Raw genomic sequence first — 25,914 nt, 5'->3', positions numbered from 1 at the left:
TCTGTCGAGGGGCCGTGTCAGCCCTTGGTGCTGCCGGCGCTGATCCCGGCGATGATGTGCCGCTGGAAGACGAGGAACAGGGCGACCATCGGAATGCTGGCGATCACCATCGCGGCGACCAGCACGGTCAGTTGGATGTTCTGCGACAGCTGGACGAGGGCCACGCTGATCGGCTGCTTGTCGGTGTCGGAGAAGACCATCAGCGGCCAGAGGAAGTCCTGCCACACGGCGACCAGCGCGAAGATCGAGACTACGCCGAGGACCGGCCGGGACATGGGCAGCACCACCGACCACAGGATGCGCAGCCGTCCGGCGCCGTCGATCTCGGCGGCCTCCAGCACGTCCCGTGGGAGCTGGTCGAAGAACCGTTTGAGGAGGTAGAGGTTGAAGGCGTTGGCGACGGCCGGCAGCCAGATCGCGAGGGGGTCGTTGAGCAGGCTCGTGTGGATCAGCGGCAGGTCGGCGACCGTCAGGTACTTCGGTACGACCAGGGCCTGGGCCGGGACCATCAGGGTGGCCAGGATGCCGCCGAGGACCACGTTGCCGAAGGCGGGTCTCAGCTTGGACAGGGCGTAGGCGGCGGCCGTGCAGAACACCAGCTGGAACGCCCAGGCACCGGCGGCCTGCACCACCGTGTTCCAGAGGTGCTGCGGGAGCTGCATCAGGTCCCAGGCGTCGGTGAAGCCGTCGACGTGCCAGCGCTTCGGCAGCAGGGTGGGCGGGGTCTGCGCGACCTCGTCCGGCGACTTCATCGCGCCGGTCGCCATCCAGTAGACCGGGAAGAGGAAGGCGAGCGCGAAGAGCAGGACGACACCGGTGAACACGGTCCAGTAGACGGCCTTCCCGCGCGGGCGGGCCAGGACGGCGGGAGAGACGAGGGTCCGGGTGCTCATGCGTCCCCCTCGGAGCGGGTGAGCCGCAGGTAGACGGCGGAGAACGCGCCGAGCAGGACCAGGAGCATCACGCTGAGCGCGCAGGCCCCGCCGAAGTCGTTGTAGAGGAAGGCGTACTTGTAGATCAGGTAGAGGACGGTGACCGTCGCGTTCTCCGGGCCGCCGCCCGTGATGACGAACGGCTCGGTGAACACCTGCATGGTGGCGATGACCTGAAGGAGCATCAGCATCAGGATGACGAATCTGGTCTGCGGGATCGTCACGTGCCGGACGCGCTGGAGGAGGTTCGCGCCGTCCAGTTCGGCGGCCTCGTACAGCTCGCCGGGGATGGACTGGAGCGCGGCCAGGTAGATCAGGACGGTGCCGCCCATGTTGGCCCAGGTCGCCACGATCACCAGGGAGACCAGGGCGGTGTCGGCGCCGTTGGTCCAGTTCGAGGTGGGCAGGTTCAGGAAGCGCAGCGCTTCGTTGGCGAGTCCGGCGCCGGGGTCGTAGAACCACTTCCACAGCAGGGCGCTCACCACCGGCGGGATCATCACCGGCAGATAGACCACGACCCGGAAGAAGGCCTTGGTGTGGCGGAGTTCGTTGAGGACGAGGGCGAGGACGAACGGGACGGCGAAGCCGATGAGCAGGGCCAGCAGCGTGAAGGTGAGCGTGTTGCGCCAGGCCGCCGCGAACTCCGGGTCGTGCAGGACACGGGTGAAGTTCGCGGTGCCGACCCACTCGGGCTCGGAGCCCGGCGTGTACTTCTGGAAGGCGATCACGACCGCGCGGATCGCCGGGTACCAGGAGAACAGGGCGAAGCAGACCAGGCCGCCGAGGAGGAATCCGTAGGCGTGGAGCTGGTCGCGCAGTCGCCGCCGCCCACGGCCCCCTGCCGGGGGCGGTGCCGGGAGGGGGCGTACGGCGACCGCCGGGGCGGATCGCCGCGCTGCCGTCTTCGTCATCGCCGTCAGCTCCGGGCCAGGATGCTGTCGATCTTGCCGGAGGCGTCCTTGAGGAGTTGGTCGATGTTCGCGTCCTTCTTGGTGAGGACGGCGGAGACCACGCCGTCGAGGACGGAGTAGATCTGCTGGGCGTTCGGCGGCTCGATCTTCAGCTGGATGTTCTTGTTGCCGTCGAGGAAGGCCTGGTAGTTCTCCACCGGGACGTTGGCGTTGGCCTTCTTGACCTCCTGGTCCTTGGCGTCGGCGGCGCCGGTGAACAGGCGCGGCTCGGGCAGGCCGACCGGGCCGTCGTTCTTCTTGGCGCGGGCGTAGTCACCGAGGAAGCCGGCGCCCGGGGTGAGGAACATGTGGTCGAGCCACTTGAGGCCGGCGCGGATCTGGTCGGGCGTGGCCTTCTTTTTGAACATGTAGCCGTCGCCGCCGATGAGCGTGCCCTTGCCGCCCGGCATGGGAGCGAGGGCCAGGTCCTTGTAGTTGCCGCCCTTCTCCTTGACCAGGATCGGGATGTTGTCGGGCGCGGAGAGGTACATGCCGAGCTTGCCCGAACCCATCATCTGCTGCACGTCGTTGATGACGAGGAGCTGCTTGCTGCCCATCGAGTCGTCGGTCCAGCGCATGTCGTGCAGGTTCTGCAGCACGGCGTGGCCCTCGGGGGTGTCGACGGTGGCCTTCTTGCCGTCGGCGTCGACGACGTCGCCGCCCTGCGAGTACAGCTCGGCGGTGAAGTGCCAGCCGCCCTGGTTCTGGGCGCTGTAGTCGGCGTAGCCGACGGTGCCCCCGCCGAGCGCGGCGATCTTCTTGGCGGCGGCGCGGACCTCCTCCCAGGTGGCCGGCGGCTTGTCGGGGTCGAGGCCCGCCTTCTCGAAGAGCTTGCGGTTGTAGATCAGGCCCATCGAGTAGCCGGTGCGCGGGATGCCGTAGATCTTCCCGTCGACGGTGTAGATGTCGCGCAGCTGCTGCTGGATGGTGTCGTAGCTCTTCAGCTCCTTGACGTACGGGGTGAGGTCGGCGGCCTGGTTGATGTCCACGACGTGCTTGGCGTCCGTGAAGTAGGTGTAGAAGACGTCCTCCATCTGGCCGCCGGCCAGCTTGGCGTCGAACGTCTTCGGGTCCTGGCAGGGGAAGGCGTCGTGCGCGACAACGTCGATGTCCGGGTTCCGCTTCTCGAAGGAGGCGATGTCCTCCTCGAAGAACTTCCGGTCGACCTTGGCGCTCTTGGGCGGCTCGCAGTTGACGGTGATGCGGGTCTTGCGGCCGGACGACTCGTCGTTGGACGACCCGCAGGCCGTGGCGACGAGGGCAAGGGAGGAACAGACGCCGATCGCCACAAAGGTGCGGCGGAAGCCGGTGCTTGACATCGGTGGACCCCTCTGGACAGGAGCTGTGGGCGCCGCACACTCAAGCACCGGCGACAACGGTCCGCAAGATGTCACGCAGAATCTGTAATTATTTGACAACAGGGAGGATCTACTGGATCTCAGGCACGCGGTGCTTGCGCGGTCGAGCCGCGGACCACCAGTTCCGGCTCGAACAGCAGCTCGTCGGCCGGTACGGAGGTGCCGCCGATCTGCGCGTTGAGCAGCTCGACCGCGGCCTTGCCCATCGACTCGATGGGCTGGCGCACCGTGGTGAGCGGCGGTTCCGTGCAGTTCATCAGCGCGGAGTCGTCGTAGCCCACGACGGAGATCTGGTCCGGCACGTCGAGCCCCTTGCGCCGGGCGGCCCGTACGACGCCGAGCGCGAGCGGGTCGCTGGCGCAGATGAAGCCGGTGACCCCGCGGTCGATCAGCTTGGCCCCGGCCGCGTGGCCACCCTCGATGGAGAAGATCGCCCGGGCCACGTACTCCTCGGGCAGCTCGCCCGCGAGGGCGCGGGCCGCGGCCAGCTTCCGCGCCGACGGCATATGGTCGCCCGGCCCGAGCACCAGGCCGATCCGCTCGTGCCCGAGGGAGGCGAGATGGCGCCAGGCCTGCTCCACGGCGACCGCGTCGTCGCAGGACACCGCGGGGAACCCGAGGTCCTCGATGGCCGCGTTGACCAGCACCACGGGGATGTTGCGGTCGGCGAGCCGCCGGTAGTGGTCGTGCGGCGCGTCCGCCTGTGCGTACAGCCCGCCGGCGAACACGACACCGGAGACCTGCTGTTGCAGCAGCAGCTCCACGTAGTCCGCCTCGGAGACCCCGCCCTTGGTCTGGGTGCACAGCACCGGGGTGAGCCCGAGTTGCGCCAGCGCGCCGCCGATGGCCTCGGCGAAGGCCGGGAAGATCGGGTTCTGCAGCTCGGGCAGGACCAGGCCCACCAGCCGGGCCCGCTCGCCGCGCAACTGCGTGGGCCGCTCGTACCCGAGCACGTCCAGCGCGGAGAGCACCGCCTGCCGGGTGGCGTCGGACACTCCGGGCTTCCCGTTGAGCACCCGGCTGACCGTGGCCTCACTGACCCCGACCTTCTTCGCCACTTCCGCAAGTCGTCGCGTCATGCACGCAAGCCTAGCGCAAGAAACGCAAACAGCTTGCGTAAAGGCAGACCGACCGCTGCCCTGCTAGTGCAGCACTAGATCCTGCTCCCCGTCGCCGTGTCCGAGGACAGGCGCTGGGCGACGTAGATCGGGAGGACGGACAGGAGCACCAGTACGGCCGCCACGACGTTCACCACGGGGGCCTGCTGGGGTCTGGTCATGTTGTTGAAGATCCAGATGGGCAGGGTCTCGACGCCGGGTCCGGCGGTGAAGGTGGTGACCACGACCTCGTCGAAGGACAGGGCGAAGGCGAGCAGGCCGCCGGCGAACAGGGCCGAGCGCACCAGGGGGAAGGTGACGTCGGCGAAGGCGCGGAAGGTGTTCGCGCCGAGGTCCATCGCCGCCTCCTCGTAGGAGCCGGAGGTGCGGCGGAGCCGGGCCACGACGTTGTTGAAGACGACGACGATGCAGAAGGTGGCGTGCCCGACGACCACGGTGAACAGGCCGAGGCCGACGCCGAGCGGCCGGAGCACCGTGGAGAAGGCGGAGTTCAGGGCGATGCCGGTGACGATGCCGGGCAGCGCGATCGGCAGGACGACCACGAAGGAGAGGGTGTCGCGGCCGAAGAAGCGGTGCCGGGCCACCGCGAAGGCGATGAGCGTGCCGAGGACCAGGGCGATCGCGGTGGCGCCCAGGCCCGCCTTCACCGAGACCCAGACGGCGTCGCGCGCTCCCGAGTTGCCCCAGGCCACCGACCACCAGTGCAGGGTCAGGCCGGGCGGCGGCCAACTGGCGCTGCGGTCCGGGTTGAGGGAGTTGACGAGGACCAGCAGGAGCGGGACGTAGATCACCGCGAAGCCGAAGGCTGCGGCGGCGCGCAGCGCGATACGCGCGCCACGGGAGAGCTGCATGACGTGGTACACCCCCTGGGAAGGCTGCCGAGGACGGTCAGAGGCTGCTGAGGGCGCCGGTGCGCCGCATCGCCAGCAGATAGAACACGATGACGACGACGGGGACCGTGCCGAGCGCGGCGGCCATGGGCAGGTTGAGTTCGATGTTGGAGTAGACGAGGTTGCCGATCAGCTGGGTCTTGCCGCCGACGATCTGCACGGTGATGTAGTCGCCCAGGCTGAGCGAGAAGGTGAAGACCGACCCGGCGGCGACCGCCGGCAGCACCATCGGCAGCACCACCGACCGGAAGGTGCGCCAGGGCCGCGCCCCGAGGTCGGCGGAGGCGTCGAGCAGGTTGGCCGGCAGCTGCTCCAGCGCGGTGTGGATCGGCAGGATCATGTACGGCAGCCAGAGGTAGGTCAGGGTGAGGAGGGCGGCCGGCAGGCCGAAACCGGGGCCGCTCAGCCCGAACGGCCTCAGCATCCAGTCCGCGAGCCCGCCCTGGGACAGGATCAGCCGCCAGGCGTACACCTTGACCAGGTAACTCGCCCACAGCGGCGTGAGGATGGCGACCACCAGCAAGGGGCGCCACCGGGGCCGGGCGACGCGCGCGGTGCAGAAGGCGAGCGGGAAGGCGATCACCGCGCACAGGCCGGTGACCGCCAGGGCCACGCCGACGCTGCGCAGGATCACCTGGTGGAAGACGGAAGTCGTCAGCAGGGCCCGGAAGTTGTCCACCGACCAGACCTTGACGACCTCCGAGGTGAAGGAGTTCGTCGTCCAGAAGGCGGAGAGGAACAGCACGGTCAGCGAGCCGAGGTACAGCACGGCCAGCCACAGCAGCGGTGCGGTCAGCAGCAGGGAGAGGCGCAGCCGGGGGCGACGGTGCAGCATCCCGGCCAGCCGCCGGACGGTGGCCCGGGAGCCTTGCCGTCCGGCGGCCTGGGCGGTGGCGGTCATGGTTCAGCCCTTGATCTCGGTCCAGGCCTGCACCCACTTGGCGTACGGGACGCACTTGACGTCCGTACGGCCGTCCAGGCACTGCGGGATCGGCGTGTTCCAGAAGGCGACGCGCTTCCAGTAGGCGGTGTCGGCCGCGTGGTAGGTGGCGCAGAAGTCCTTGTCGCTGGTCTGCTCGCAGGCCTTGGCGTTGGCGGGGGCCTCGCCGAAGTACTCGGCCACCTGGGCGTTGGCCTTCGGGGAGACGATCCAGTCCAGCCACTTGTAGGCGCAGTTGGGGTGCTTGGCCTTGGCGGAGATCATCCAGGTGTCGGACCAGCCGGTCGCGCCCTCCTTCGGCACGAACGCCTTGACCTTGGCGCCCTCGGAGGCGGCAAGGTTCACGATGACCTGCCAGGTGGTGCCGACCAGGGAGTCCCCGCTCTTGAAGGCGGAGACTTCCTTGAGGTAGTCGCCCCAGTACTCGCCGACGTCGGCGTTCTGCTTCTTCAGCAGGGCGACGGCGGCGTCGAACTGCTTCTGGTCGAGCGCGTACGGGTCCTTGATCTTCAACTCGGGCCTGGTGGCCTTGAGATACAGAGCGGCGTCGGCGATGTAGATGGGCGAGTCGTAGGCCGTGACGTGGCCCTTGTACTTCGCCGCGTCGTCGAAGACGGCCGACCAGGAGGTGGGCGCGGGCCGCACCTTCTCGGTGTTGTACATCAGCAGGTTGGCGCCGCGGCCGTGCGGGATGCCGTAGGCCTTGCCCTTGACGGAGTTCCAGGCCTGCATCTTCAGGTCGTCGAAGACGTCCTTGTAGTTCGGCACGAGGTCGGTGTTGACCGGGGCGGCGTCGCCGGAGGCGATCAGGCGCAGGGAGGCGTCGCCGGAGGCGGACACGGTGTCGTACTCCCCCGTCTTCATCAGCTTGACCATCTCGTCGGAGCTGGCCGCGACCTTGGAGTGGACCTGGCAGCCGGTCCGCTTCTCGAAGTCGCTGACCCAGTCGACCTTCGGGTCGTTGGAGCCGTCCTCGACGTAGCCGGCCCAGGCGATCACGTTGACCCGGCCCTCGGTCCTGCCGAGTCCGGACTGCGCCTTGAGGTCAGGAGGGTTGAGGCCGGTCGCGGAGTTGCCGCTCCCCGAGTCGGAGGAACCGCATGCGGTGGCGGCAAGCAACAGGGTGAGGGCGGCGGCCGTCTGGACGGTTCGGGTCAGGCGCACGACGTACTCCATGAGTGAGTGGGGGTGTGGTGCTCAGCGGGCGTCGGGGACCTGGACGGCGTGGCGGCGGTGCCATGCCAGCCGTACCCGGGTGCCGCGGTAGGCGGCGACGTCCTCGGCGGAGGTCTCCAGGTTCTGCTGGAGTGCGGTGAGGCGGCCGCCGGTGTCGAGGTCGACCAGGAAGCGGGTGGAGTCGCCCAGGTAGACGACCTCGGCGACGGTGCCCGTGGCGGTCGCCTGCTCGGGCTCGTCGGCGTCGGCGGACTCCTTCAGGACGCGGATCTTCTCCGGCCGGATGCTGTGCGTTCCGGGGGTGCCGAGGATCCGCCGGGCCGACTCGCCGTCGAGGAGGTTGGAACTGCCGACGAAGGACGCGACGAACGGGGTCGCCGGGCGTTCGTAGATCTCGGCGGGGGTGCCGACCTGTTCGACGCGGCCCTGGTGGAAGACGGCGATGCGGTCACTCATCGTCAGGGCCTCCTCCTGGTCGTGGGTGACGAACACGAAGGTGATGCCGACCTCCCGCTGGAGCGCCTTGAGTTCGACCTGCATCTGCTCGCGCAGCTTGAGGTCGAGGGCGCCGAGGGGTTCGTCAAGCAGCAGGACGCGGGGACGGCCGACCAGGGCGCGGGCGAGGGCGACGCGCTGGCGCTGGCCGCCGGAGAGTTCGGCCGGGCGGCGTCCGCCGTAGCCCTCCAGGCGCACCTCGGCGAGGGCCTTGCGGGCGCGGACGACCCGTTCGGCCTTGGGCACCTTGCGGATCTTCAGGGCGTAGGCGACGTTCTGCTCGACGGTCATGTGCGGGAAGAGGGCGTAGTCCTGGAAGACGGTGTGGACGTCCCGTTCGAAGGGGGCGAGGCCGGTGACCTCCTGCCCGGCGAGTTCCACGCGGCCCGCGTCCGGGGCCTCGAAGCCGGCGATCAGACGCAGGACCGTGGTCTTGCCCGAGCCGGAGGGGCCGAGCATCGAGAAGAACTCCCCGTCCCGGATCTCCAGGTCGACCCCGTCCACGGCGGTCGTCTCCCCGAACGTCCTGCGCAAGCCCTGCAGCCGGACGGCAACTCCCTTCATGCGGAACCTTTCTGACGCTCGTGAACGTTGAGCGGAAACCTATGAACTCATAGTTCAAAGCTCAAGACCGTCTCTGGGTAAAACTTGGGTCAACTGGCAAGGTGGTGGCCGTGAGGCAGCGACACGTCGAGAACGGGGCCGGGAGCCCACGCGGGACGGTGGACGCGGGTGAAGCCGGCCCCCGCAGAGTCGTCTTCGCGCCGGTGGAGAGCCGGGCACGGGTGGACGCGGTGGTGCGCAGGATCGGCGACGCCATCGAACTCGGGCTGCTCGCCGAGGGGGAGCAGCTGCCCGGCGAGTGCGAACTGGCCGGGCAGCTCGGTGTGTCCACGGTGACCCTGCGGGAGGCGCTGATGGCGCTGCGGCAGCAGGGTCTGGTCACCACCCGGCGGGGGCGCGGCGGCGGCAGCTTCGTCTCCCTGCCCGAACTTCCGGGCGAGGAACGGCTGAAGACCCGGCTGCGCGGCTGGAGCACGGAGGAGCTGCGCGACCTCAGCGACCACTGGGCCGCCCTGTCGGGCGCGGCGGCGGGCCTGGCGGCCGAGCGCACCGAGTCCGGTGATCTGGGCCCGCTCCTGCGTACCGTCGAGGAGTTGGCGGCGGCCGAGGACGCGGCGGCCCGCAGCCGGGTCTACGGCCGGTTCCATGTGGAACTGGCGGCGGCCGCGCAGTCCGCGCGGCTCACCCGGGAGCAGATCGCGCTCCAGACGGAGGTCGGTGCGCTGCTGTGCCTGGTGCTCGGCGACGACGAATATCGTGAAGAAGTCGCAGATCGTCATCGCGCCGTCGTCTCCGCCGTGCAGGATGGGGCCCGTGATCCGGCCCGTACGCTGGCGGAGCGGTGCGTCCAGGAGTCCGCGGCGCGACTCATCGCCGTGCGGCTGGGCCTCTGACGACGCGGCGTCCGGCCCTGTCCGCTGGAGGACGCCATGAGCATGAGCCGCGTAGGTGCCGGGGCGGCGACCGCGACCCGCGAGGCGTGCGCCGAGGAACGTGTCGCCGCGCGCGTGGGCCGCACGCTGGAGGCGGTCTTCGACGCGGTCGCCGAGATCCGCGCCGAGACGGCGGGTCTGCTGGCGCGGGTGGTCGCCGGGGGCCGCGCACCGGCGAGCGCCGACCTCGCCGCGCTGCGGCCGGGGCTGCATCTGCGGCTGGGCCGCGAGGAGCTGGTGTCGGGGGCCGGTTTCGTCGCGGCGCCGGGGCTGCTGGCCGACGTGCCGGCCTGGCTGGAGTGGTGGCAGTGCACCGCGCGGGGGGACGTGCGGCCGCTGCTGCTCGACCTGGATCCGCGGCAGTCGGCGTACTCGGACTACACCCACTGGGACTGGTTCGTCCTGCCCCGCGACACCGGGCTGCGGGCCGTCGCCGGGCCCTACGTCGACTACTTGTGCTCCGACGAGTACAGCCTGACCCTGTCCGCGCCGGTCCAGGTGGCGGGCCGTTTCGCGGGCGTGGCCGCGGCCGATGTCTATCTACGGCACTTCGAGGCGGCCGTACTGCCCCTGCTGCGCGAACTGCCCGGCCCCGCCCACCTGGTGAACGCCCGCGGCCGCGTGGCGGCCTCCACCGACCCGGCCCACCTGGCCGGCTCCCTGACCAGGGGCCCGGACTTCTCGGCGGTACTGGAACGGGGCCGCCCCAGAACCCACGACGGAAACCACCTGGTGCCGTGCCGGGGCGTACCCCTGATCCTGGTGATCAGGCCCTCGTGACCGGGCCGGGCCCACGGCGACAGGCGGCCGCGGCTGCCACCACCGGGAGCCACCACAGACCCCGCTGGGGCAGGGCTCAAAGTCGTCGGTCGCCCTCGTGGCCGGAGCGGCCCGGCGCCGTCGGCGACCTGAACGCCGACGGTGCCGGGTCAGCCCTCCGGGGCCGAGACCACGCTCAGGTGGCCGGCCGGACGGCGGGCCCGCCCCGTCCTGCGCCGCACGGGCGCGGGACGGCGGGCCTCGCGGAGGACCAGGGTGAGGCGGGTGTAGCCGAGGTCCTGGAGGGTCGCCGGGGTCTCCTCGATGATGCGGCACTCGGTGGCGCCCCAGCGCGGGTCCGGGTGCAGCAGGGGACGTACCGAACCGTCGGACACGACCGCCGTCTCGCCGACCGCGCGGAGCCAGTGCGGCAGCCCCTGCCGGTAGGCGGCCTCCATGATGGGGTCCTCGGCGATGTCCTGGAGGATGGCCTGAAGTCCGTGGTCGTGGCCGCTGCGCTCCACCGTGGCGGCGAAGTGCGCCAGCATCGGCAGGCACCAGCGGGACTCGTGCTCGCCGAGGACCGTGCCCGCGTCCGGGTGGAACAGCACGAACCGGAGGAAGTTGTCGCCCGGCATGGCCGTCGGGTGCGGGCCGACGCCACGGAAGAGTGACGTGAAAGCGCTGTTGGTCAGGACCACGTCCCAGGTGTGGTCGACGACGAGGGACGGGAAGGGGACGGCCTCCAGGAACGTGGTGTAGTCCCGGAGGTAGGCCTGCGCCTCGGAACGAACGGGGACGGCCCGCGGCGCCGGCCGCTGCCCTCCTGCCTGATGTGCCATCGGGAGGTCACCCCTCTTGCCTCTGCGGCCTTCACGCGGCGCCTTGATCCTGCTTCCCCTCCATGAGGCGTGTCAACTATCGTGGCATTCCATGCCGGTTGACGGCTGAAATTGGCCACAGTTGTGGCGAGACCTGGATGCGAGTTCGAACGACCGGTTAATCTCCGGGAAGTTCACGGCACCCCGCCTTTGTGAGAAGCCTGTGAGAGACGTAGGAGATCTGTCGGTGACGGATGGCATCGAGGATCCGGGCGCCACGGCCTCGGCCGTGCTGCCGGCCGTCGTCGCACGCGTCACCGCGCTGGCCGACCGGCTCGACGTGCCCCAGGCGGAGGTCTTCGACGTCGGCCGCCTGTCCGCGGCCTGCGGCGTGCCGGAGCCCGTGGTCAGAACCCTGCTGAGCGGCCGGTCCGCGGGCGAGCCGGACGTGCAGGCCCGCTTCCTGCAACGGCTCGACCTGCTGCGCCGCACCCGGCTCAAGCCCAACGGGCGCCGCTACACCCAGCAGGAGATCGCCGACGGCGCGGGCATGTCGCGCCAGCAGGCGGGCGCCCTCATCAACGGCGACCGGCGCCCCACCATGGAGCACTGCGACGCCATCCAGCGCTTCTTCCGGGTGCACGCCGGATTCCTCACCGCTGAGGACCCCGAGGCACTCGCGGGGGCCCTTCAGCACACCGAGCAGGAACTCCTCCAGCGGCTCGCCGACCGCGAGCGGGAGGCGGAGACGGCCGCCGACGACCCGCTGGAGCGGCTGCTCCAGGACCACGGCGTGCGCGGAATCGCCTGGCGGGCCGCGCAGCTGCCCACCGACCAGCACCGCGACAAGGTCGCCGAGTGGCTGGACATGCTTCTGGAGAGCGTCAAGCGGCCCGAGTAGTGATGCCGGGAAGAGGCGTGCCCATCGGCAGGGACATGCGCCGGCTGTGCGCCGATCCGGTCGGCGAGGTGACACTGCCGGCCCCGGCCCGGCCCGCCGACCCGTACGCCGCGCTGTGCGAGGCGATGAGCCGGCGCCGCGGGCGGCCCGTCCGCTTCCGTACGGCCGCCTTCCCTCCCGGAACCGTCGGCGGGCTGTGGCTCGACATGACGGATCAGGATCTGGTCCCCGTCGAGGAACGCACCGCCCTCGACCACCAGTTGGTGATCCTCGGCCACGAGCCGCGGCACCTGCGGGCCGGGCACCGCGGCCATCACGCGGACGGTGCCGGGGTCGCCACGCGTCTGCTCGGCGACGGCGCCGATCTCCAGGCGGCCGTCCGCCATGCCGCCGCGCGCAGCCGGTCCGCCCCTCGCCGAGGAGGAGGCGGCGAAGAGCTTCGGTCTGCTGCCGACCGGCAAGTTCCGCACGTGGCTGACGGGTTCATCCCTGCATGGGCCGGCGCGGCGCGACCATCCGGCCGGGCGGATCGAGGCGTCCCTCGGCTGCCTGGGGCGGCGGGTGGAGGGGGACGTCCCGAGCAGCAACCGGCCGTGCGGGCAAGATGTCCGGGACGCCCGGGGTTTGATTCGCCTGAGCTGAGTGGGCGAACCGGCGCGGAGCGCGAGGGCATTGTCAGTGGTGGGCGGCAAGCTGGAGGCCGCGCCACCGCCGTGCGGAGGCGCCGTGCGCCGTCCGGGCGACCGGGCGCGCGACCGTGTGACGCCGAAACCGGGGAGAGCGATCCATGCCCACCGCCGTACTGACCGACCACGAACGCACCGCCGTCCAGGCCTATCTCAGGCTCCTGCACACGGTTCGCGCCGCCTTCGACGGTCCTCCGGGCGGCGCCCGCCCACCGGTGGTCCCGCCCTCCGTGCTCGCCGAGGCGGAACAGGCGCTGGCCCGGGCGGGCCTGACGGGCAACGAGGAGGCGTTCTTCCGGCTTCTGCACAGCTGGTGCCCGGGGCCGTGACCCCTCAGGCGCGCGGGACCGTCACCGCGGTGACCACCAGACCCTGACTCACGGTCCAGCGCCCCTCGAAGTGGCCGAGGCGCAGTCCGTCGACCAGGGGGCCCGGGACGAGGAGCCGGGCGCGGAATTCGCCGCGCGGCGCCGGGCCCGCGGCGGTGCTCACCTCGACATCCGCCTCCTCGAACTCCAGCCACTTCCCGGTGAGCGGGAACCAGGCCTTGTAGACGGACTCCTTCGCGCTGAACAGCAGCCGGTCCCAGTGCACGCCGGGGTGCAGCGCGGCCAACCGCGCCAGACGCCGTTCCTCGACGGGCAGGGCGATGGTGGACAGCACGCCCTCGGGGAGCGGAGCGTGCGGTTCGGCGTCGATGCCGAGGGAGGCCAGGTCGGTGGCGCGGACCAGGGCGGCGGCGCGGTAGCCCTCGCAGTGGGTCATGCTGCCCGCCAGCCCCTCCGGCCAGCGCGGGGCGCCCCGCTCGCCGGGCAGCACGGGCCGCGGCGGCACGCCGAGCTTCTCCATGGCGACGCGGGCGCAGGCGCGCACGCCGGCGAACTCGCGCCGGCGCTTGCCGACCGCCCGCGCCACCACCGCCTGCTCCTCGGGGTGCAGCGGGGCCAGGTCGGTCTCGTCGTCGCCGTACGCCTCCACGGCCACCACCGAGCCCGGCAGCAACTCCTCGATCACCGGGTTCCGACCTCCAGGGGAAGAACGGGGCGCAGCCTGCCCGGGGGGTCCTTGCGCTTGCGCCACTCTCGGGGGTACCCGACCGACACCTCCTCGAAGCGAACACCCTCGTGGTGGGTGGTCCGCGGGATGTGGAGGTGGCCGTAGACCACGGCGGCCGCGCGGAATCTGCGGTGCCAGTCGGCGGTTCGCCGGGTGCCGCACCACATGGCGAACTCCGGGTACCACAGGACGTCCGTCGGGTGCCGGTGGAGCGGGTAGTGGTTGACGAGCACGGTCGGCAGGTCGCCGGGCAGTGCGGCGAGTCTGCGTTCGGTCTCGGCGACCCGGGCCGCGCACCAGGCCTCGCGGCTCGGATACGGGTCCGGATGCAGCAGGAACTCGTCCGAGCAGACCACGCCCGTGCCGTGCGCGTAGGCCAGTCCCTCGTCCTTGGTCGCGCAGCCGGCCGGCAGGAAGGAGTAGTCGTAGAGCAGGAACAGGGGTGCCACGGCCACCGGGCCGCCCGGCCCGTCCCAGACCGGGTAGGGGTCCTCGGGCGTCGTCACGCCCAGTTCGCGGCACAGCTCGACCAGGTGCTCGTAGCGGGCGACGCCACGCAGGGTGACGGTGTCGCGCGGATGGGTCCACAGCTCGTGGTTGCCGGGGACCCAGACCACCTTGCGGAACCGGCCCGCCAGTGTCTTGAGGGCCCAGCGGATGTCGGCGACGGTCTCCGCGACGTCGCCGGCCACGAGCAGCCAGTCGTCGTCCCGTTCCGGGGCCATCCGCTCGACCAGGGCGCGGTTCTCGCTGTAGCCGATGTGCAGGTCGCTGATGGCGAGCAGCTGCCCGGCCCCACCGGCCTTTCCCGTCACCTCTCGCCCCCTGTCGCCCACATCATGGGCACCACAAGAGCACATCCGGCGGCACGGAGACAAGCGCGGCCCGCGGCGGTCGTGGACGTTGCGCCACAGGGGGTCGGGCGGTGCCTCCGTGTGGCACGACCCGCTCTGCGGAAGTCGTATGATCACCCCAACACCGCCGCCTCAACTCCCTTTCGCGCAGGGCGGCTTGGTGCCCCTCCCTCCCCTCTGGCCGGGCTCGGCCCGCTTCGCCCTGCCCGCGACCCCCCGAAAGGCGGCCCGCATGGTCTCCGGCGTACGCGTCTGGCTCAACCGCACGTACGCGGAGAACGTCTTCTTCATGGATCAGCTGCGGAGAAATCCCGGCGACCGGACCGTCGAGATCCATGCCACGCACGGCGACGCCGACTCGCCCGTGCTGGCCGCCGCCGACACCGCGGAGCTCGAACCGGAGGGCCTGTCCCCCGCCGCCTACGTCGAGTACGCGCTGGACCAGTGCGCGCGGCGCGGCATCGACGTGTTCGTGCCGCGACTGAACCAGGCCGCGATCGTGACGCACCGCGCCGACTTCGCGGCCGCGGGCACCGCGCTGCTCGCGCCAACGCCGGAGGCGGTGGCCGTCTTCGCGGACAAGGCGACGGCGTACGAGGCGGCCCGGTCGATCGGCATACCGGTGCCGCCGTGGTGGCGGGTCCGCACGGCCGGCGAACTCGTGGCCGCCGTAACGGCGTTGGAAGAGTCCGGGCATCTGGCGTGCTTCAAGCCCGCGGCCGGTGCGGGCGGCGTCGGCTTCCGCGTCGTCACCCGCGCGCCCTTCTCACTGAGGCAGCTGAGCGGCTTCCCCGGCCCGCACGTCCCGCTGGACCTGGTCCTGCGGGCCCTGGAGCAGGCGGACGGTCCGGTGGACTGGCTGGTGATGCCCCGGCTGGAGCAGCCGGAGGTGTCGGTCGACTGCCTGACCGGGCCGGACAACCGGATCCGGCTGGCCGTGGGGCGCACCAAGAACGGCCGCCGCCGCGGCTTCACGCTGCACGAGCAGTGGCTGGAGCCCGCCCGGCGGATCGCGGAGGGCTTCGGGCTGCACTATCTGTCCAACATCCAGTTCCGGATGTACGACGACCGTCCGGTACTGCTGGACGTGAACCCGCGCCCGGCGGGCGGACTGCACCAGCTCGCACAGTGCGGGGTCAACGTCCCATGGGCCGCCGTGCAGTTGGCCCTCGGTGAAGATCCGGGGGTGGTGGCGCCGCCGTTCCTCGGGCAGGACTACACGGTGGTGTCGGGGCCGCGTCCGCTGCGGCCGGAGGCGATGGTCCGGCCGCGGAGCGAGATGCCCGCACAGGCGGCCGTGGCCCGCACGGGGGCCCCGGCGTAGCGACCCCTCCGGGATCGGTAGGGACCAATCACGGCGTCATGTCTTGACACCCGGATTGGTCCATACCAACTTGGTTGCGCACCTCCTGCACGGCCCGCCCTGCACCTCTCTGCACCTCTGTGCCTCCCGAACACCCCCCATATCTTCAGGGAGATAGCGTGCGCGACACACTGAGACGTCCCGGACGTCGGCTCCTCGCCCTGCTCGGCTCCGCGGTCCTGGCGCTCGCCGGGGCCATCGCCCTGCCGGGCACGGCCCACGCGGCCAACATCCTGAACAACCCCGGCTTCGAGTCGGGCGGCCTCTCCCCCTGGACCTGCACCGGCAACCTCGGTTCGGTGGTCTCCTCCCCCGTGCACGGCGGCTCCAAGGCCCTCGCCGGCGCGGTGACGTCGAGCGACAACGCCCAGTGCAGCCAGACCGTCCCGGTCCAGCCCAACACGACGTACAAGCTGAGCGGCTGGGTGCGCGGCTCCTACGTCTATCTCGGCGTCGACGGCGGCGCCTCGACCTGGACCTCGTCCCCGTCGGCGTACAGCCAGTTGTCGGTCTCCTTCACCACCGGCGCCGGCCAGACCAGCGCGACCGTGTACGTCCACGGCTGGTACGCGCAGGGCACCTACTACGCCGACGACATCAGCCTGGACGGCCCCGGCGGTGGTGGCGGCGACACCCAGGCGCCGACCGCGCCGACGGGCCTGACCTCCACCGGCAAGACGTCCTCCAGCGTGTCGCTGAAGTGGAACGCCGCCACGGACAACGTCGGCGTCACGGCGTACGACGTCTACAGCGGCGCCGGCCAGGTGCTGAGCGTCTCCGGTACGTCCGCCACGGTGAGCGGCCTGTCGTCGAGCACCTCCTACACCTTCACGGTCAAGGCGCGCGACGCCGCCGGGAACGTCTCCGGCGCCTCCAACTCCGTCACGGTCACCACCGACGCCGGCAGCGGCGGCGGTGGCGGCGGCTTCAAGCAGGCGGCTCCGTACCTGTACGAGGGTTGGGGCAGCCCGCCGAGCCCGACCTCGGTGATGAGCGCGACCGGCATCAAGTGGTTCACGATGGCGTTCGTGCTCGACTCGGGCGGCTGCACCCCGTCCTGGGACAGCCAGCGGCCGCTGACCGGCGGCGTCGACCAGACCGCCATCAACCAGATCCGCTCGGCAGGCGGTGACGTCGTCCCCTCCTTCGGCGGCTGGAGCGGCAGCAAGCTCGGGGCCAACTGCTCCTCCGCGAGCGCGCTCGCCGGGGCGATCCAGAAGGTGATCAACGCCTACGGCCTGAAGGCGGTCGACATGGACGTCGAGAACTCGGACGAGTTCGAGAACGAGGCCGTGCAGGCCAAGATCCTCACCGCGCTCAAGACGGTCAAGGCCAACAACCCCGGTCTCAAGACGATCGTCACCTTCGGCACCTCGACGACCGGCCCCACCTACTACGGCAACCGGCTCATCGAGCAGGCCAAGTCGCTGAACGCGGACATCGACGTCTTCACCATCATGCCGTTCGACTTCGGCGGCGGCGCGAACATGTACGGCAACACCGTGAACGCTGCCGAGGGCCTGAAGGCCAAGCTGAAGTCGACCTTCGGCTGGGACGACGCCACCGCCTACTCCCACATCGGCATCTCCGGCATGAACGGCCTGTCCGACCAGCAGGAGAACACGACCCCGGCGATCTGGACCCAGGTACGGGACTGGGCCAACGGCCACCACATCGCACGGCTCGCCTTCTGGTCGGTCAACCGCGACCGGCCCTGCCCGGGCGGCGGCGTGGCGGAGAACTGCTCCGGCATCAGCCAGAACAACTGGCAGTTCACCTCGATTACGGCGGGCTTCACCGGCTGAGCCCACAACCAGCCGCGCACCGCACGCCGTTGACGTCCCCCCGGGTCCCCGGACCTGAGGGGACGCCTTTCCCGGGCTTCTTCCGGGACCGCTTCCGGGACTTCGCCCGCAACTTCTTCCGGATTTTTTCCGCCGGGGGTGTATCAGGGCCCGGACCAGCGACTCTCAAGGGTGGGGGAACGGGGAAGACGGGGGACGTGGTCGGGGGACCACGGGGGAAACGGGGGACGGGGCGGTCGGTCGCCGTACGGGGGAGTGACCGGCCGCCCCGGCGGACTACCTGAGATACGCCAGGCCGGGATGTACGGCGAGGTAGCCGTCGACGAGCCGGCGGGCGACGTTCACGGAGTCGACCAGCGGGTGCAGCGCGAAGGCCTTCATCGCCGTCGCACGGGAGCCCGACCCCGCCGCGGCGAGCACCTCCCGCTCGACCGCCTTGACCGCGCAGACCAGCCCGGTCGCGTGCCCGGGCAGCGGGTCGACCGAGACCGGGTGGGCGCCGTTCGCGTCGACCAGGCAGGGCACCTCGACGACGGCCTCGGCGTCCAGCGCCGAAAGGGTGCCCCGGTTGCGGACGTTGAGGATCAGTGTGGTGCGCTCGTCGCGGGCGATGGCCCGCATCAGGGCGAGGGCGACCTTCTCGTAGCCGCCGGAGAGGTCGTCGGCCTCCCGCTCCCCCGCCCCCGCCGCCTCACGGTTCTCCGCCATGTAGGTGGCCTCGCGCTCGGCGCGGGTGCGGTTCCAGGCCTGGAGGGCGGCGGCCTGCGGATCCCGCAACTCCTCGTAGAACCGGGCCTGCTGGTCGCGCAGGAAGGCACCGCGGGTCTTCCCGGGGCCCTGGTGGGCCTGTACGGCCTCGCGGTTGAAGTAGTAGTAGTGCAGGTACTCGTTGGGGATCGCGCCCAGCGACCGGAGCCATTCAACGCCGAAGAGCCGGCCCTCCTCGAAGGAGCCGAGCAGTTCGGGGTCGGCGAGCAGGCGTGGGAGTTCGTCGCGGCCGTTCACGCGCAGTCCGCGCACCCAGCCGAGGTGGTTGAGGCCGACGTAGTCGATCCACGCCCGCCCGGGGTCCGCGCCCAGCACCCGGGCGATGCGCCGGCCGAGGCCGACCGGCGAGTCGCAGATGCCGATCACCCGGTCGCCGAGGTGGCTGGACATGGCCTCGGTGACCAGTCCGGCCGGGTTGGTGAAGTTGATGACCCAGGCGTCGGGTGCCAGCCGGGCCACCCGCCGGGCGATCCCGACGGCGACGGGCACCGTGCGCAGTCCGTAGGCGATGCCGCCCGCGCCCACCGTCTCCTGGCCGAGCACGCCCTCGGCGAGCGCCACCCGCTCGTCGTCCGCGCGCCCCTCCAGGCCGCCGACGCGGATGGCGGAGAACACGAAGTCGGCGCCGCGCAGGGCCTCGTCCAGGTCGGTGGTGGCCCGCACCACCGGCGCGTCCGGTGCCCCGGCGGCCTGTTCGGTCAGCACCCTGGTGACCGCGGACAGCCGTCCGGCGTCCAGGTCGTGCAGGACGACCTCGGTGACCCGGCCCTCGGCACGGTCGGCGAGCAGTGCCCCGTACACCAGCGGCACGCGGAATCCGCCGCCGCCCAGAATCGTCAGCCTCACGCCTGCACCCTACGTCCACGTCCGCCCCGCGCCGGAGGCCGGTGGGGCGGACCAGGGCACGTCGGACGTCCCTTCTGTTGTGGTGGAGCCTTGAACTCCCGTTCCGCGCAAGGACTTTCTCTGTTTTAACTCTTGACGGTGGCGGAGCCCGGGGGCACATTGGCCGCGCACCCACGATTGAGAGCGCTCTCAAGACCTCCCCGTACGTGTTCGAGCAAGGCATCCGAGCACCCCCACTCCGTACCCGAGAGGCACCCCCCATGAGCGAACCCCCCGTCGCATCCGCCGGTACGCGCCGTAGACGTTCCGTGCGGCGCGCGCTCGTCGCCGCCCTCGGCACTCTCGGCCTGGCGGCGGCCGCCGCCACCGCCGGGACCCTGCCCGCGAACGCCTCCGCCCCCACACCTCCGTCGGGCTGGACACAGGTCTTCCTCGACGACTTCGACGGCCCGGCCGGTACCGGCGTCAACACCGCCAACTGGCAGTACGACACCGGCACTTCCTACCCCGGCGGCGCCGCCAACTGGGGTACCGGCGAGGTCGAGACGATGACCTCCAGCACCAGCAACGTCTCCCTGGACGGCAGCGGCAACCTGCTCATCACCCCACGCCGGGACGCCTCCGGCAACTGGACCTCAGGCCGTATCGAGACCAAGCGCACCGACTTCCAGCCCCCGTCCGGCGGCAAGCTGCGCGTGCAGGCCCGTATCCAGATGCCCAACGTCACCGGCGCCGCGGCCAAGGGCTACTGGGCCGCCTTCTGGGCACTGGGCGCACCCTTCCGCGGCAACTACTGGAACTGGCCCGGGGTCGGCGAGCTGGACATCATGGAGAACGTCCAGGGCCTCAACACCAACTGGGCGACCATGCACTGCGGCACCAACCCGGACGGGCCGTGCAAGGAGACGACGGGCATCGGCGGTTCGACGTCGTGCACGGGCAGCACCTGCCAGGCCGGCTTCCACACCTACGCGATGGAGTGGGACAGGTCGACCGGCCCCGAGGAGATCCGCTTCTACCTCGATGACGTCAACTTCCACACCGTGCGGGCCAGCCAGGTGGACGCGACGACCTGGGCCAACGCCACCAACCACGGGTACTTCGTCATCCTGAACGTGGCGATGGGCGGCGGCTTCCCCGGCGCCTTCGGCGGCGGCCCGGACGGCGGCACCGAGCCCGGCCACCCGATGACCGTGGACTACGTGCAGGTACTCCAGTCCTCCGGCGGTGGGAGCGGTACCACACCTCCCCCGTCCGGCAACCGGGACGCCTACAGCCCCATCCAGGCCGAGTCCTACGACAGCCAGAGCGGCGTCGTCACCGAGTCGACCACCGACACCGGCGGCGGCCAGAACATCGGCTCCGTCGCGAACGGCGACTGGGCCCTCTACAAGGGCGTGAACTTCGGCTCCACCGCGGCCCGGCAGTTCTACGCGCGGGTCGCCAGCGGCGCCGCGAGCGGGGTCAGCGGACTGGTCGAGGTGCGCCTGGACGGCCGCGGCAACGCCCCCATCGGCAGCTTCGCGCTGGCCAACACGGGAGGCTGGCAGTCCTGGAGGACGGTCCCGGCGAACATCAGCCCGGTGACCGGCACCCACGACGTGTACCTCACCTTCAGCAGTGGCCAGCCGGCGGACTTCGTGAACGTCAACTGGTTCGACTTCGGTCACTGACCGGCACGCGTCTCCGGGCACCGGGGCTCCACGCACGCGCGTGGGGCCCCGGTGCCGTGTCGTGACCCGTGTCGTGGCCGCTGCCGTGCCTTGCCGTCGGCGACGTCCGTCGCGTGTCGCGTGTCGCGTGTCGCGTGTCGCGTGCATGATCCGAACGCGGCATGGAAGTCGCTCACCGTGATCGAAGCGGCCATGACCGCGGCAGTCGTGACCGCGGCAACCCCTGGGTACCTGTCCGGCGCGGGCGCCTCCACCCTGGCGGGTCCGCCGATCGAGGTGAAGGATCCGCCATACGAGGACACCCTGTATTACGAGGACACCCTGTAGACGGACGAGCCGGTCGCGCCCGGCACGGTGATCACCACACCGGAGGCCACGCCGCAAGGCGACCTGCCGGGCGCGGTGGCCAGGTCCCTCGACAGCAAGGGAGTTGACGCGGAATGAGCAAGAAGCCCACCGAGGTGGCGACGCAAGCCTCCCGGGCGACCGATACCGGGCCCCCGGCCGCCGCGGCCGCCCGCGGCCGGGCGCCGACCGCGGCCACGAAGCCCACGGCCCCGAGTCCCGGTCCCGACCACGGCCCCACGGGCGGCCAGGCCCCGGCGACCACCCACGCCCAGGCGCCGGAGTCGCGGTCCGCACCGCCCGACCGCAAGGCCCCCACCGGGGCCACGGCCTCCCGCAGCAAGGAAGTCCAGGCACCGGACGCCGGTGCTGATGTCCGGGTGCCGATGGCGCCGGCCGCCGATTGGGTGAATCCGCTGCGTGATCCCCGGGACCGGCGGCTGCCGCGCATCGCTGGGCCGTCCGGGCTCGTGATCTTCGGCGTCACCGGGGACCTGTCACGCAAGAAGCTGATGCCCGCCGTGTACGACCTGGCCAACCGCGGGCTGCTGCCGCCCGGCTTCTCCCTGGTCGGCTTCGCCCGGCGGGACTGGGAGGACCAGGACTTCGCGCAGGTGGTGCACGACGCGGTGCAGGAGCACGCGCGTACGCCGTTCCGCGAGGAGGTCTGGCAGCAGCTCTCCGAGGGCATGCGGTTCGTCCCCGGCGACTTCGACGACGACACGGCGTTCAAGCACCTGCGCGGGGCGGTGGAGAACCTGGACTCCTCGCGCGGCACGGGCGGCAACTTCGCCTTCTACCTCTCCGTACCGCCGAGGTTCTTCCCCAAGGTCGTGCAGCAGCTGAAGAAGCACGGCCTGGCGGAGGGCCCGGCGGGCTCCTGGCGGCGAGCGGTCATCGAAAAGCCGTTCGGTCACGACCTGGCCAGCGCCCGGGAGCTGAACCGGATCGTGCACGAGGTGTTCGACCCGGAGCAGGTCTTCCGCATCGACCACTACCTGGGCAAGGAGACCGTCCAGAACATCCTGGCGCTGCGTTTCGCCAACCAGATGTACGAGCCGGTCTGGAACCGCTCCTACGTCGATCATGTGCAGATCACCATGGCCGAGGACATCGGCATCGGCGGCCGGGCCGGCTACTACGACGGCATCGGCGCCGCCCGCGACGTACTCCAGAACCACCTGCTGCAACTGATGGCGCTCACCGCGATGGAGGAACCCATCGCCTTCGACGCCGAGGCGCTGCTCACCGAGAAACTGAAGGTGCTGAAGTCGGTGCGGCTGCCCGAGGACCTGGGCATACACACCGTGCGTGCCCAGTACGCCACGGGCTGGCAGGGCGGCAGGCAGGTCGCCGGCTACCTCCAGGAGGAGGGCATCAACGCACGGTCGAAGACTGACACGTACGCGGCGCTGCGCCTGGAGATCGACAACCGCCGCTGGGCCGGTGTCCCGTTCTACCTGCGCACCGGCAAGCGACTGGGCCGCCGGGTCACCGAGATCGCGGTGGTCTTCCAGCGGGCCCCGCACTCCCCCTTCGACACCACCGCCACCGAGGAACTGGGCGAGAACGCGATCGTGATCCGCGTCCAGCCGGACGAGGGCATGACGGTCCGCTTCGGCTCGAAGGTGCCCGGCACCTCCATGGAGATCCGGGACGTGACGATGGACTTCGCCTACGGCGAGTCCTTCACGGAGTCCAGCCCGGAGGCCTACGAACGCCTCATCCTGGACGTACTGCTCGGCGACGCCAACCTGTTCCCCCGCACCCAGGAAGTGGAAGAGTCCTGGAGGATCCTCGACCCGGTGGAGGCGTACTGGGACGACCACGGCAGGCCGGCGCAGTACCCGTCGGGCACGTGGGGTCCGCCGGAAGCCGACGAGATGCTCGCACGAGACGGACGGAGCTGGCGCAGGCCATGAAGATCGACCTCACCGACACCACAGCGGGAGATATCAACAAGGCGCTGGTGCGGGGCCGCCGCGCCATCGGCACACCCGCCGTGGGCATGGTCCTGACGATGGTCATCGTCACGGACGAGGAGAACGCCTACGACTCGCTGAGGGCCGCCGAGGAGGCCTCTCACGAGCACCCCTCGCGCACCCTGCTCGTCATCAAGCGGCACTCCCGTACGCTGCGGGACCGCACGCACTCCCGGCTGGACGCGGAGGTGCGGGTCGGCTCCGAGGCCGGCACGGGCGAGACGGTCGTGCTGCGCACCTACGGCGAGGTGTCCGACCACGCCGACTCGGTGGTGCTGCCGCTGCTGCTGCCGGACGCGCCGGTCGTCGTCTGGTGGCCGGTGGACGCGCCCGAGAACCCCTCGAAGGATCCGCTGGGCAGGCTGGCGCAGCGCAGGATCACCGACCTGTACGCCTTCGAGCGCCCGCTGGAGATCCTCCAGACGCGCGCGCGCAACTACGCCCCCGGCGACACGGACCTCGCCTGGACCCGGCTCACCCTCTGGCGCTCGATGCTGGCCGCGGCCCTGGACCAGGCCCGGATGCGGGTGACCTCGGCGGCCGTGGAGGCCGAGGCGGACAACCCGAGCGCGGAGCTGCTGGCCCGCTGGCTGGAGGCCCGGCTGGACGTGCGCACGGACCGCGTGGTCTCCGGCGGCCCGGTCGTCACGGCCGTACGGCTGGGCACCGACAACGGCGAGGTCGTCATCGACCGCCCCGAGGGTCCGCTGGCCACGCTGACCCTGCCGGGCCAGCCGCCGCGCACCCTCGCGCTGAAGGTCCGCCCCCTCTCCGAACTCATCGCCGAGGAGCTGCGCCGCCTCGACGCCGACGAGATGTACGCCGTCGCCCTGCGCGGCGAGGGCGCCAAGGAGACCGTCTGAATGTCCGACATCCAGGAAGTGAACTGACATGGCATCGATGCAGTTGGGTCTCGTCGGCCTCGGCAAGATGGGCGGCAACATGCGGGAACGCCTCCGCAACGCCGGCCTCACCGTGGTGGGCTACGACCGCGATCCGGACCTCTCCGACGTGGACAACCTGGTCGATCTCGTGGACCGGCTCGAGGCACCGCGCACGGTCTGGGTGATGGTGCCTGCCGGTGCCGCCACCCAGGGTGTCATCGACCAGTTGGCGACCCTGCTCAAACCCGGCGACATCGTCGTCGACGGCGGCAACTCCCGGTGGACGGACGACGAGAAGCACGCCAAACAGCTGAACGCACGGGACATCGGCTTCGTCGACGCGGGCGTCTCCGGGGGCGTGTGGGGCCTGAAGAACGGCTACGCGCTGATGGTCGGCGGCGACGAGGAGCACGTCCGGTGGCTGGAGCCGATCTTCGACGCGCTCAAGCCCCAGGGCCCGTACGGCTTCGTCCACGCGGGCAAGGTGGGCGCGGGCCACTTCGCGAAGATGGTCCACAACGGCATCGAGTACGCGATGATGCAGGCCTACGCCGAGGGCTGGGAGCTGCTGGAGAAGGTCGACTCGGTCACCGACGTGCGCGAGGTGTTCCGCTCCTGGACACAGGGCACCGTCATCCGCTCCTGGCTGCTGGACCTCGCCGTCGACGCCCTGGACGACGACGAGCACCTGGAGAAGCTGCGCGGCTACGCGGAGGACTCCGGCGAGGGCCGCTGGACGGTGGAGGCCGCCATCGACAACGCCGTGCCGATGCCGGCCATCACCTCCGCCCTGTTCGCGCGGTTCGCCTCCCGGCAGGAGGACTCCCCGCAGATGAAGATGGTCGCGGCGCTGCGCAACCAGTTCGGCGGCCACGCGGTGGAGGCGGCACCGGAGGAACAGACGAAGCAGGACTGACGCCCGGCCCACCGCCGGTCGCACTCCGCACCGAACGCGCTGCTCCGCAGGGCGCAGGCGCCGCTCGGGACGCTGCCCCGTCACACGCACGGGCGCATTCGGGGCACCGCGCCGCCAGGCACACGAGCACGTCCGAGACGCCCGCCCAATTGGCGCACGGGCACGCTCGGGGTGGTGTGCCAGCGGGCGCACGAGTGCGATTGGGGGTGCCGTGCCGCCGTGCGTGCCGGTCGGGGCGCGTTCGGGCGTCGGGAGGTGGTCAGTGGGGTGTGGCTGCGTCCAGGAGGGGGCTCAGTTCGCGGGCCACGGTTTCCAGGGGACGTACGCCTCCTTCGGCGCGGGCCATGATGATCGCCCCCTCCAGGGAGCTGATCATCAGTGTGGCCAGCGGCTCGGCCCGCTCGGCCGGTACGCCCATGCTTGTCAGGGCCTCCGCGACCGGCACCCGCCAGGCCGTGAACGCGGCGGCCGCCGCCTCCCGGATGGACGCGTGGGCCGAGGCGCAGTCCACCGTCGCCGCGGCGACCGGGCAGCCCGAGAGGGATCCGGCCGTCTCGTACTCTTCGGTCCACTGCCGGACCATCGCGGCGAACAGCCCGCCCGGCGTCGGCTCGGCCAGGCCCGCCATGAAGCGGGCGACGCGCCGGCCCGCGTACCGGCCGGCCCACGCCACCGCCTCGTTGACCAGCTGCTCCTTGCCGCCCGGGAAGTAGTGCTGGAGGGATCCGCGGGGCGCGTCCGCGTGGGCGGCCACCTCCCGCATCCCGGTCGCGCCCACGCCGTCGCGCCGGATGAGCTGGGCCGCGCTGAAGACCATCCGCTCGCGCGGTCCCCGCTCGGTACCCGTCATCGTCGGCCTCCCGGCTCCGTACGCATCTCGCGCCCCACCCTATGACCGCC

Annotated in this window: 24 protein-coding genes and 1 pseudogene; 12 read left to right on the top strand and 13 right to left on the bottom strand. The window is 71.1% G+C overall.

Annotated elements, in window-relative coordinates; all coding sequences use genetic code 11:
- Positions 1-17 precede the first annotated feature (17 nt).
- The 8 genes from ACWEK3_RS03860 to ACWEK3_RS03825 all read right to left on the bottom strand — a co-directional run bounded on the left by ACWEK3_RS03860 (position 18) and on the right by ACWEK3_RS03825 (position 8,423).
- On the bottom strand, positions 18-893 hold the full coding sequence (locus tag ACWEK3_RS03860) for a carbohydrate ABC transporter permease (protein ID WP_450538496.1): 876 nt from the start codon (positions 891-893) through the stop codon (positions 18-20).
- Positions 890-1,843 carry a carbohydrate ABC transporter permease gene (locus tag ACWEK3_RS03855; protein WP_450538494.1) on the bottom strand — a complete coding sequence of 318 codons (954 nt, stop codon included), beginning with the start codon at positions 1,841-1,843 and terminating at the stop codon, positions 890-892. Before ACWEK3_RS03855 ends, ACWEK3_RS03860 begins: the two co-directional genes overlap by 4 nt.
- 5 nt (positions 1,844-1,848) lie before the next feature.
- A complete protein-coding gene (locus ACWEK3_RS03850; RefSeq protein ID WP_453248857.1) occupies positions 1,849-3,201 on the bottom strand; it encodes an ABC transporter substrate-binding protein in 1,353 nt (450 codons plus the stop codon).
- A gap of 119 nt (positions 3,202-3,320) precedes the next feature.
- On the bottom strand, positions 3,321-4,319 hold the full coding sequence (locus tag ACWEK3_RS03845; RefSeq protein ID WP_450538491.1) for a LacI family DNA-binding transcriptional regulator: 999 nt from the start codon (positions 4,317-4,319) through the stop codon (positions 3,321-3,323).
- A gap of 74 nt (positions 4,320-4,393) precedes the next feature.
- Positions 4,394-5,209 carry an ABC transporter permease gene (locus tag ACWEK3_RS03840; protein ID WP_453248856.1) on the bottom strand — a complete coding sequence of 272 codons (816 nt, stop codon included), beginning with the start codon at positions 5,207-5,209 and terminating at the stop codon, positions 4,394-4,396.
- 37 nt (positions 5,210-5,246) lie between these two features.
- The gene (locus ACWEK3_RS03835; protein WP_453248855.1) at positions 5,247-6,149 is read right to left on the bottom strand and encodes an ABC transporter permease; all 903 of its coding nucleotides are present in this window, start codon (positions 6,147-6,149) and stop codon (positions 5,247-5,249) included.
- A gap of 3 nt (positions 6,150-6,152) precedes the next feature.
- Positions 6,153-7,364, bottom strand: coding sequence for an ABC transporter substrate-binding protein (locus ACWEK3_RS03830; RefSeq protein ID WP_453248854.1), 1,212 nt, complete (start codon positions 7,362-7,364; stop codon positions 6,153-6,155).
- 21 nt (positions 7,365-7,385) lie between these two features.
- Positions 7,386-8,423 carry an ABC transporter ATP-binding protein gene (locus ACWEK3_RS03825; RefSeq protein ID WP_453248853.1) on the bottom strand — a complete coding sequence of 346 codons (1,038 nt, stop codon included), beginning with the start codon at positions 8,421-8,423 and terminating at the stop codon, positions 7,386-7,388.
- 158 nt (positions 8,424-8,581) lie between these two features.
- On the opposite strand from ACWEK3_RS03825, the gene ACWEK3_RS03820 reads away from it, so the two are divergent.
- On the top strand, positions 8,582-9,316 hold the full coding sequence (locus ACWEK3_RS03820) for a FadR/GntR family transcriptional regulator (RefSeq protein WP_390726216.1): 735 nt from the start codon (positions 8,582-8,584) through the stop codon (positions 9,314-9,316).
- Between the two features lie 42 nt (positions 9,317-9,358).
- On the top strand, positions 9,359-10,135 hold the full coding sequence (locus tag ACWEK3_RS03815; protein ID WP_450538486.1) for a cache domain-containing protein: 777 nt from the start codon (positions 9,359-9,361) through the stop codon (positions 10,133-10,135).
- 149 nt (positions 10,136-10,284) lie between these two features.
- On the opposite strand, the gene ACWEK3_RS03810 is transcribed toward ACWEK3_RS03815, so the two are convergent.
- The gene (locus tag ACWEK3_RS03810) at positions 10,285-10,956 is read right to left on the bottom strand and encodes an MmyB family transcriptional regulator (RefSeq protein WP_384434267.1); all 672 of its coding nucleotides are present in this window, start codon (positions 10,954-10,956) and stop codon (positions 10,285-10,287) included.
- Between the two features lie 226 nt (positions 10,957-11,182).
- Here ACWEK3_RS03810 and ACWEK3_RS03805 point away from each other — a divergent pair, with 226 nt between their 5' ends.
- From ACWEK3_RS03805 to ACWEK3_RS03795, 3 genes and pseudogenes are all read left to right on the top strand, one after another.
- On the top strand, positions 11,183-11,836 hold the full coding sequence (locus tag ACWEK3_RS03805) for a helix-turn-helix domain-containing protein (RefSeq protein WP_390726142.1): 654 nt from the start codon (positions 11,183-11,185) through the stop codon (positions 11,834-11,836).
- A gap of 35 nt (positions 11,837-11,871) precedes the next feature.
- Positions 11,872-12,391: pseudogene (locus ACWEK3_RS03800) on the top strand (toxin-antitoxin system, toxin component); the annotation flags it as partial.
- Between the two features lie 232 nt (positions 12,392-12,623).
- Positions 12,624-12,851 (top strand): hypothetical protein, encoded by a 228-nt coding sequence (locus ACWEK3_RS03795; RefSeq protein WP_361410243.1) that lies wholly within the window; start codon positions 12,624-12,626, stop codon positions 12,849-12,851.
- A 4-nt stretch (positions 12,852-12,855) separates the two neighbouring features.
- Here ACWEK3_RS03795 and ACWEK3_RS03790 read toward each other — a convergent pair whose 3' ends face one another.
- Together ACWEK3_RS03790 and ACWEK3_RS03785 are read right to left on the bottom strand one after the other, a co-directional pair.
- Positions 12,856-13,536: a 4'-phosphopantetheinyl transferase family protein gene (locus ACWEK3_RS03790; RefSeq protein ID WP_453248852.1), complete on the bottom strand. Its 681-nt coding sequence runs from the start codon at positions 13,534-13,536 to the stop codon at positions 12,856-12,858.
- On the bottom strand, positions 13,533-14,393 hold the full coding sequence (locus tag ACWEK3_RS03785) for a metallophosphoesterase family protein (protein WP_453248851.1): 861 nt from the start codon (positions 14,391-14,393) through the stop codon (positions 13,533-13,535). The genes ACWEK3_RS03790 and ACWEK3_RS03785 overlap by 4 nt, the downstream gene beginning before the upstream one ends.
- A 271-nt stretch (positions 14,394-14,664) precedes the next feature.
- Here ACWEK3_RS03785 and ACWEK3_RS03780 point away from each other — a divergent pair, with 271 nt between their 5' ends.
- A complete protein-coding gene (locus tag ACWEK3_RS03780) occupies positions 14,665-15,756 on the top strand; it encodes an ATP-grasp domain-containing protein (protein ID WP_453248887.1) in 1,092 nt (363 codons plus the stop codon).
- A gap of 158 nt (positions 15,757-15,914) precedes the next feature.
- Positions 15,915-17,600, top strand: a complete 1,686-nt coding sequence (locus ACWEK3_RS03775; protein WP_453248850.1) for a carbohydrate binding domain-containing protein — start codon at positions 15,915-15,917, stop codon at positions 17,598-17,600.
- 276 nt (positions 17,601-17,876) lie between these two features.
- Here the strand turns inward: ACWEK3_RS03775 and ACWEK3_RS03770 are convergent, their stop codons facing one another.
- Positions 17,877-19,214, bottom strand: a complete 1,338-nt coding sequence (locus ACWEK3_RS03770) for a 6-phospho-beta-glucosidase (protein WP_453248849.1) — start codon at positions 19,212-19,214, stop codon at positions 17,877-17,879.
- Positions 19,215-19,474: 260 nt separating this feature from the next.
- Here ACWEK3_RS03770 and ACWEK3_RS03765 point away from each other — a divergent pair, with 260 nt between their 5' ends.
- From ACWEK3_RS03765 to gnd, 5 genes are all read left to right on the top strand, one after another.
- Positions 19,475-20,887 carry a glycoside hydrolase family 16 protein gene (locus tag ACWEK3_RS03765; protein ID WP_453248848.1) on the top strand — a complete coding sequence of 471 codons (1,413 nt, stop codon included), beginning with the start codon at positions 19,475-19,477 and terminating at the stop codon, positions 20,885-20,887.
- A gap of 141 nt (positions 20,888-21,028) precedes the next feature.
- Positions 21,029-21,214, top strand: coding sequence for a hypothetical protein (locus ACWEK3_RS03760; RefSeq protein WP_453248847.1), 186 nt, complete (start codon positions 21,029-21,031; stop codon positions 21,212-21,214).
- A 404-nt stretch (positions 21,215-21,618) separates the two neighbouring features.
- Positions 21,619-23,154: a glucose-6-phosphate dehydrogenase gene (zwf, locus tag ACWEK3_RS03755; RefSeq protein WP_453248886.1), complete on the top strand. Its 1,536-nt coding sequence runs from the start codon at positions 21,619-21,621 to the stop codon at positions 23,152-23,154.
- Entirely contained in the window at positions 23,151-24,077 is a 927-nt protein-coding gene (gene opcA, locus ACWEK3_RS03750) for a glucose-6-phosphate dehydrogenase assembly protein OpcA (RefSeq protein ID WP_361410218.1), read from the top strand. The genes zwf and opcA overlap by 4 nt, the downstream gene beginning before the upstream one ends.
- A gap of 37 nt (positions 24,078-24,114) precedes the next feature.
- Positions 24,115-25,014, top strand: a complete 900-nt coding sequence (gnd, locus tag ACWEK3_RS03745) for a phosphogluconate dehydrogenase (NAD(+)-dependent, decarboxylating) (protein WP_450538523.1) — start codon at positions 24,115-24,117, stop codon at positions 25,012-25,014.
- A 259-nt stretch (positions 25,015-25,273) separates the two neighbouring features.
- Here the strand turns inward: gnd and ACWEK3_RS03740 are convergent, their stop codons facing one another.
- Positions 25,274-25,864 carry a TetR/AcrR family transcriptional regulator gene (locus ACWEK3_RS03740; RefSeq protein ID WP_450538469.1) on the bottom strand — a complete coding sequence of 197 codons (591 nt, stop codon included), beginning with the start codon at positions 25,862-25,864 and terminating at the stop codon, positions 25,274-25,276.
- Between the last annotated feature and the right edge of the window lie 50 nt (positions 25,865-25,914).

The organism is Streptomyces sp. NPDC004721 (assembly GCF_053601495.1).
Note: the sequence above shows the minus strand (reverse complement) of the source record. Positions and strands in the feature narration are given on the sequence as shown.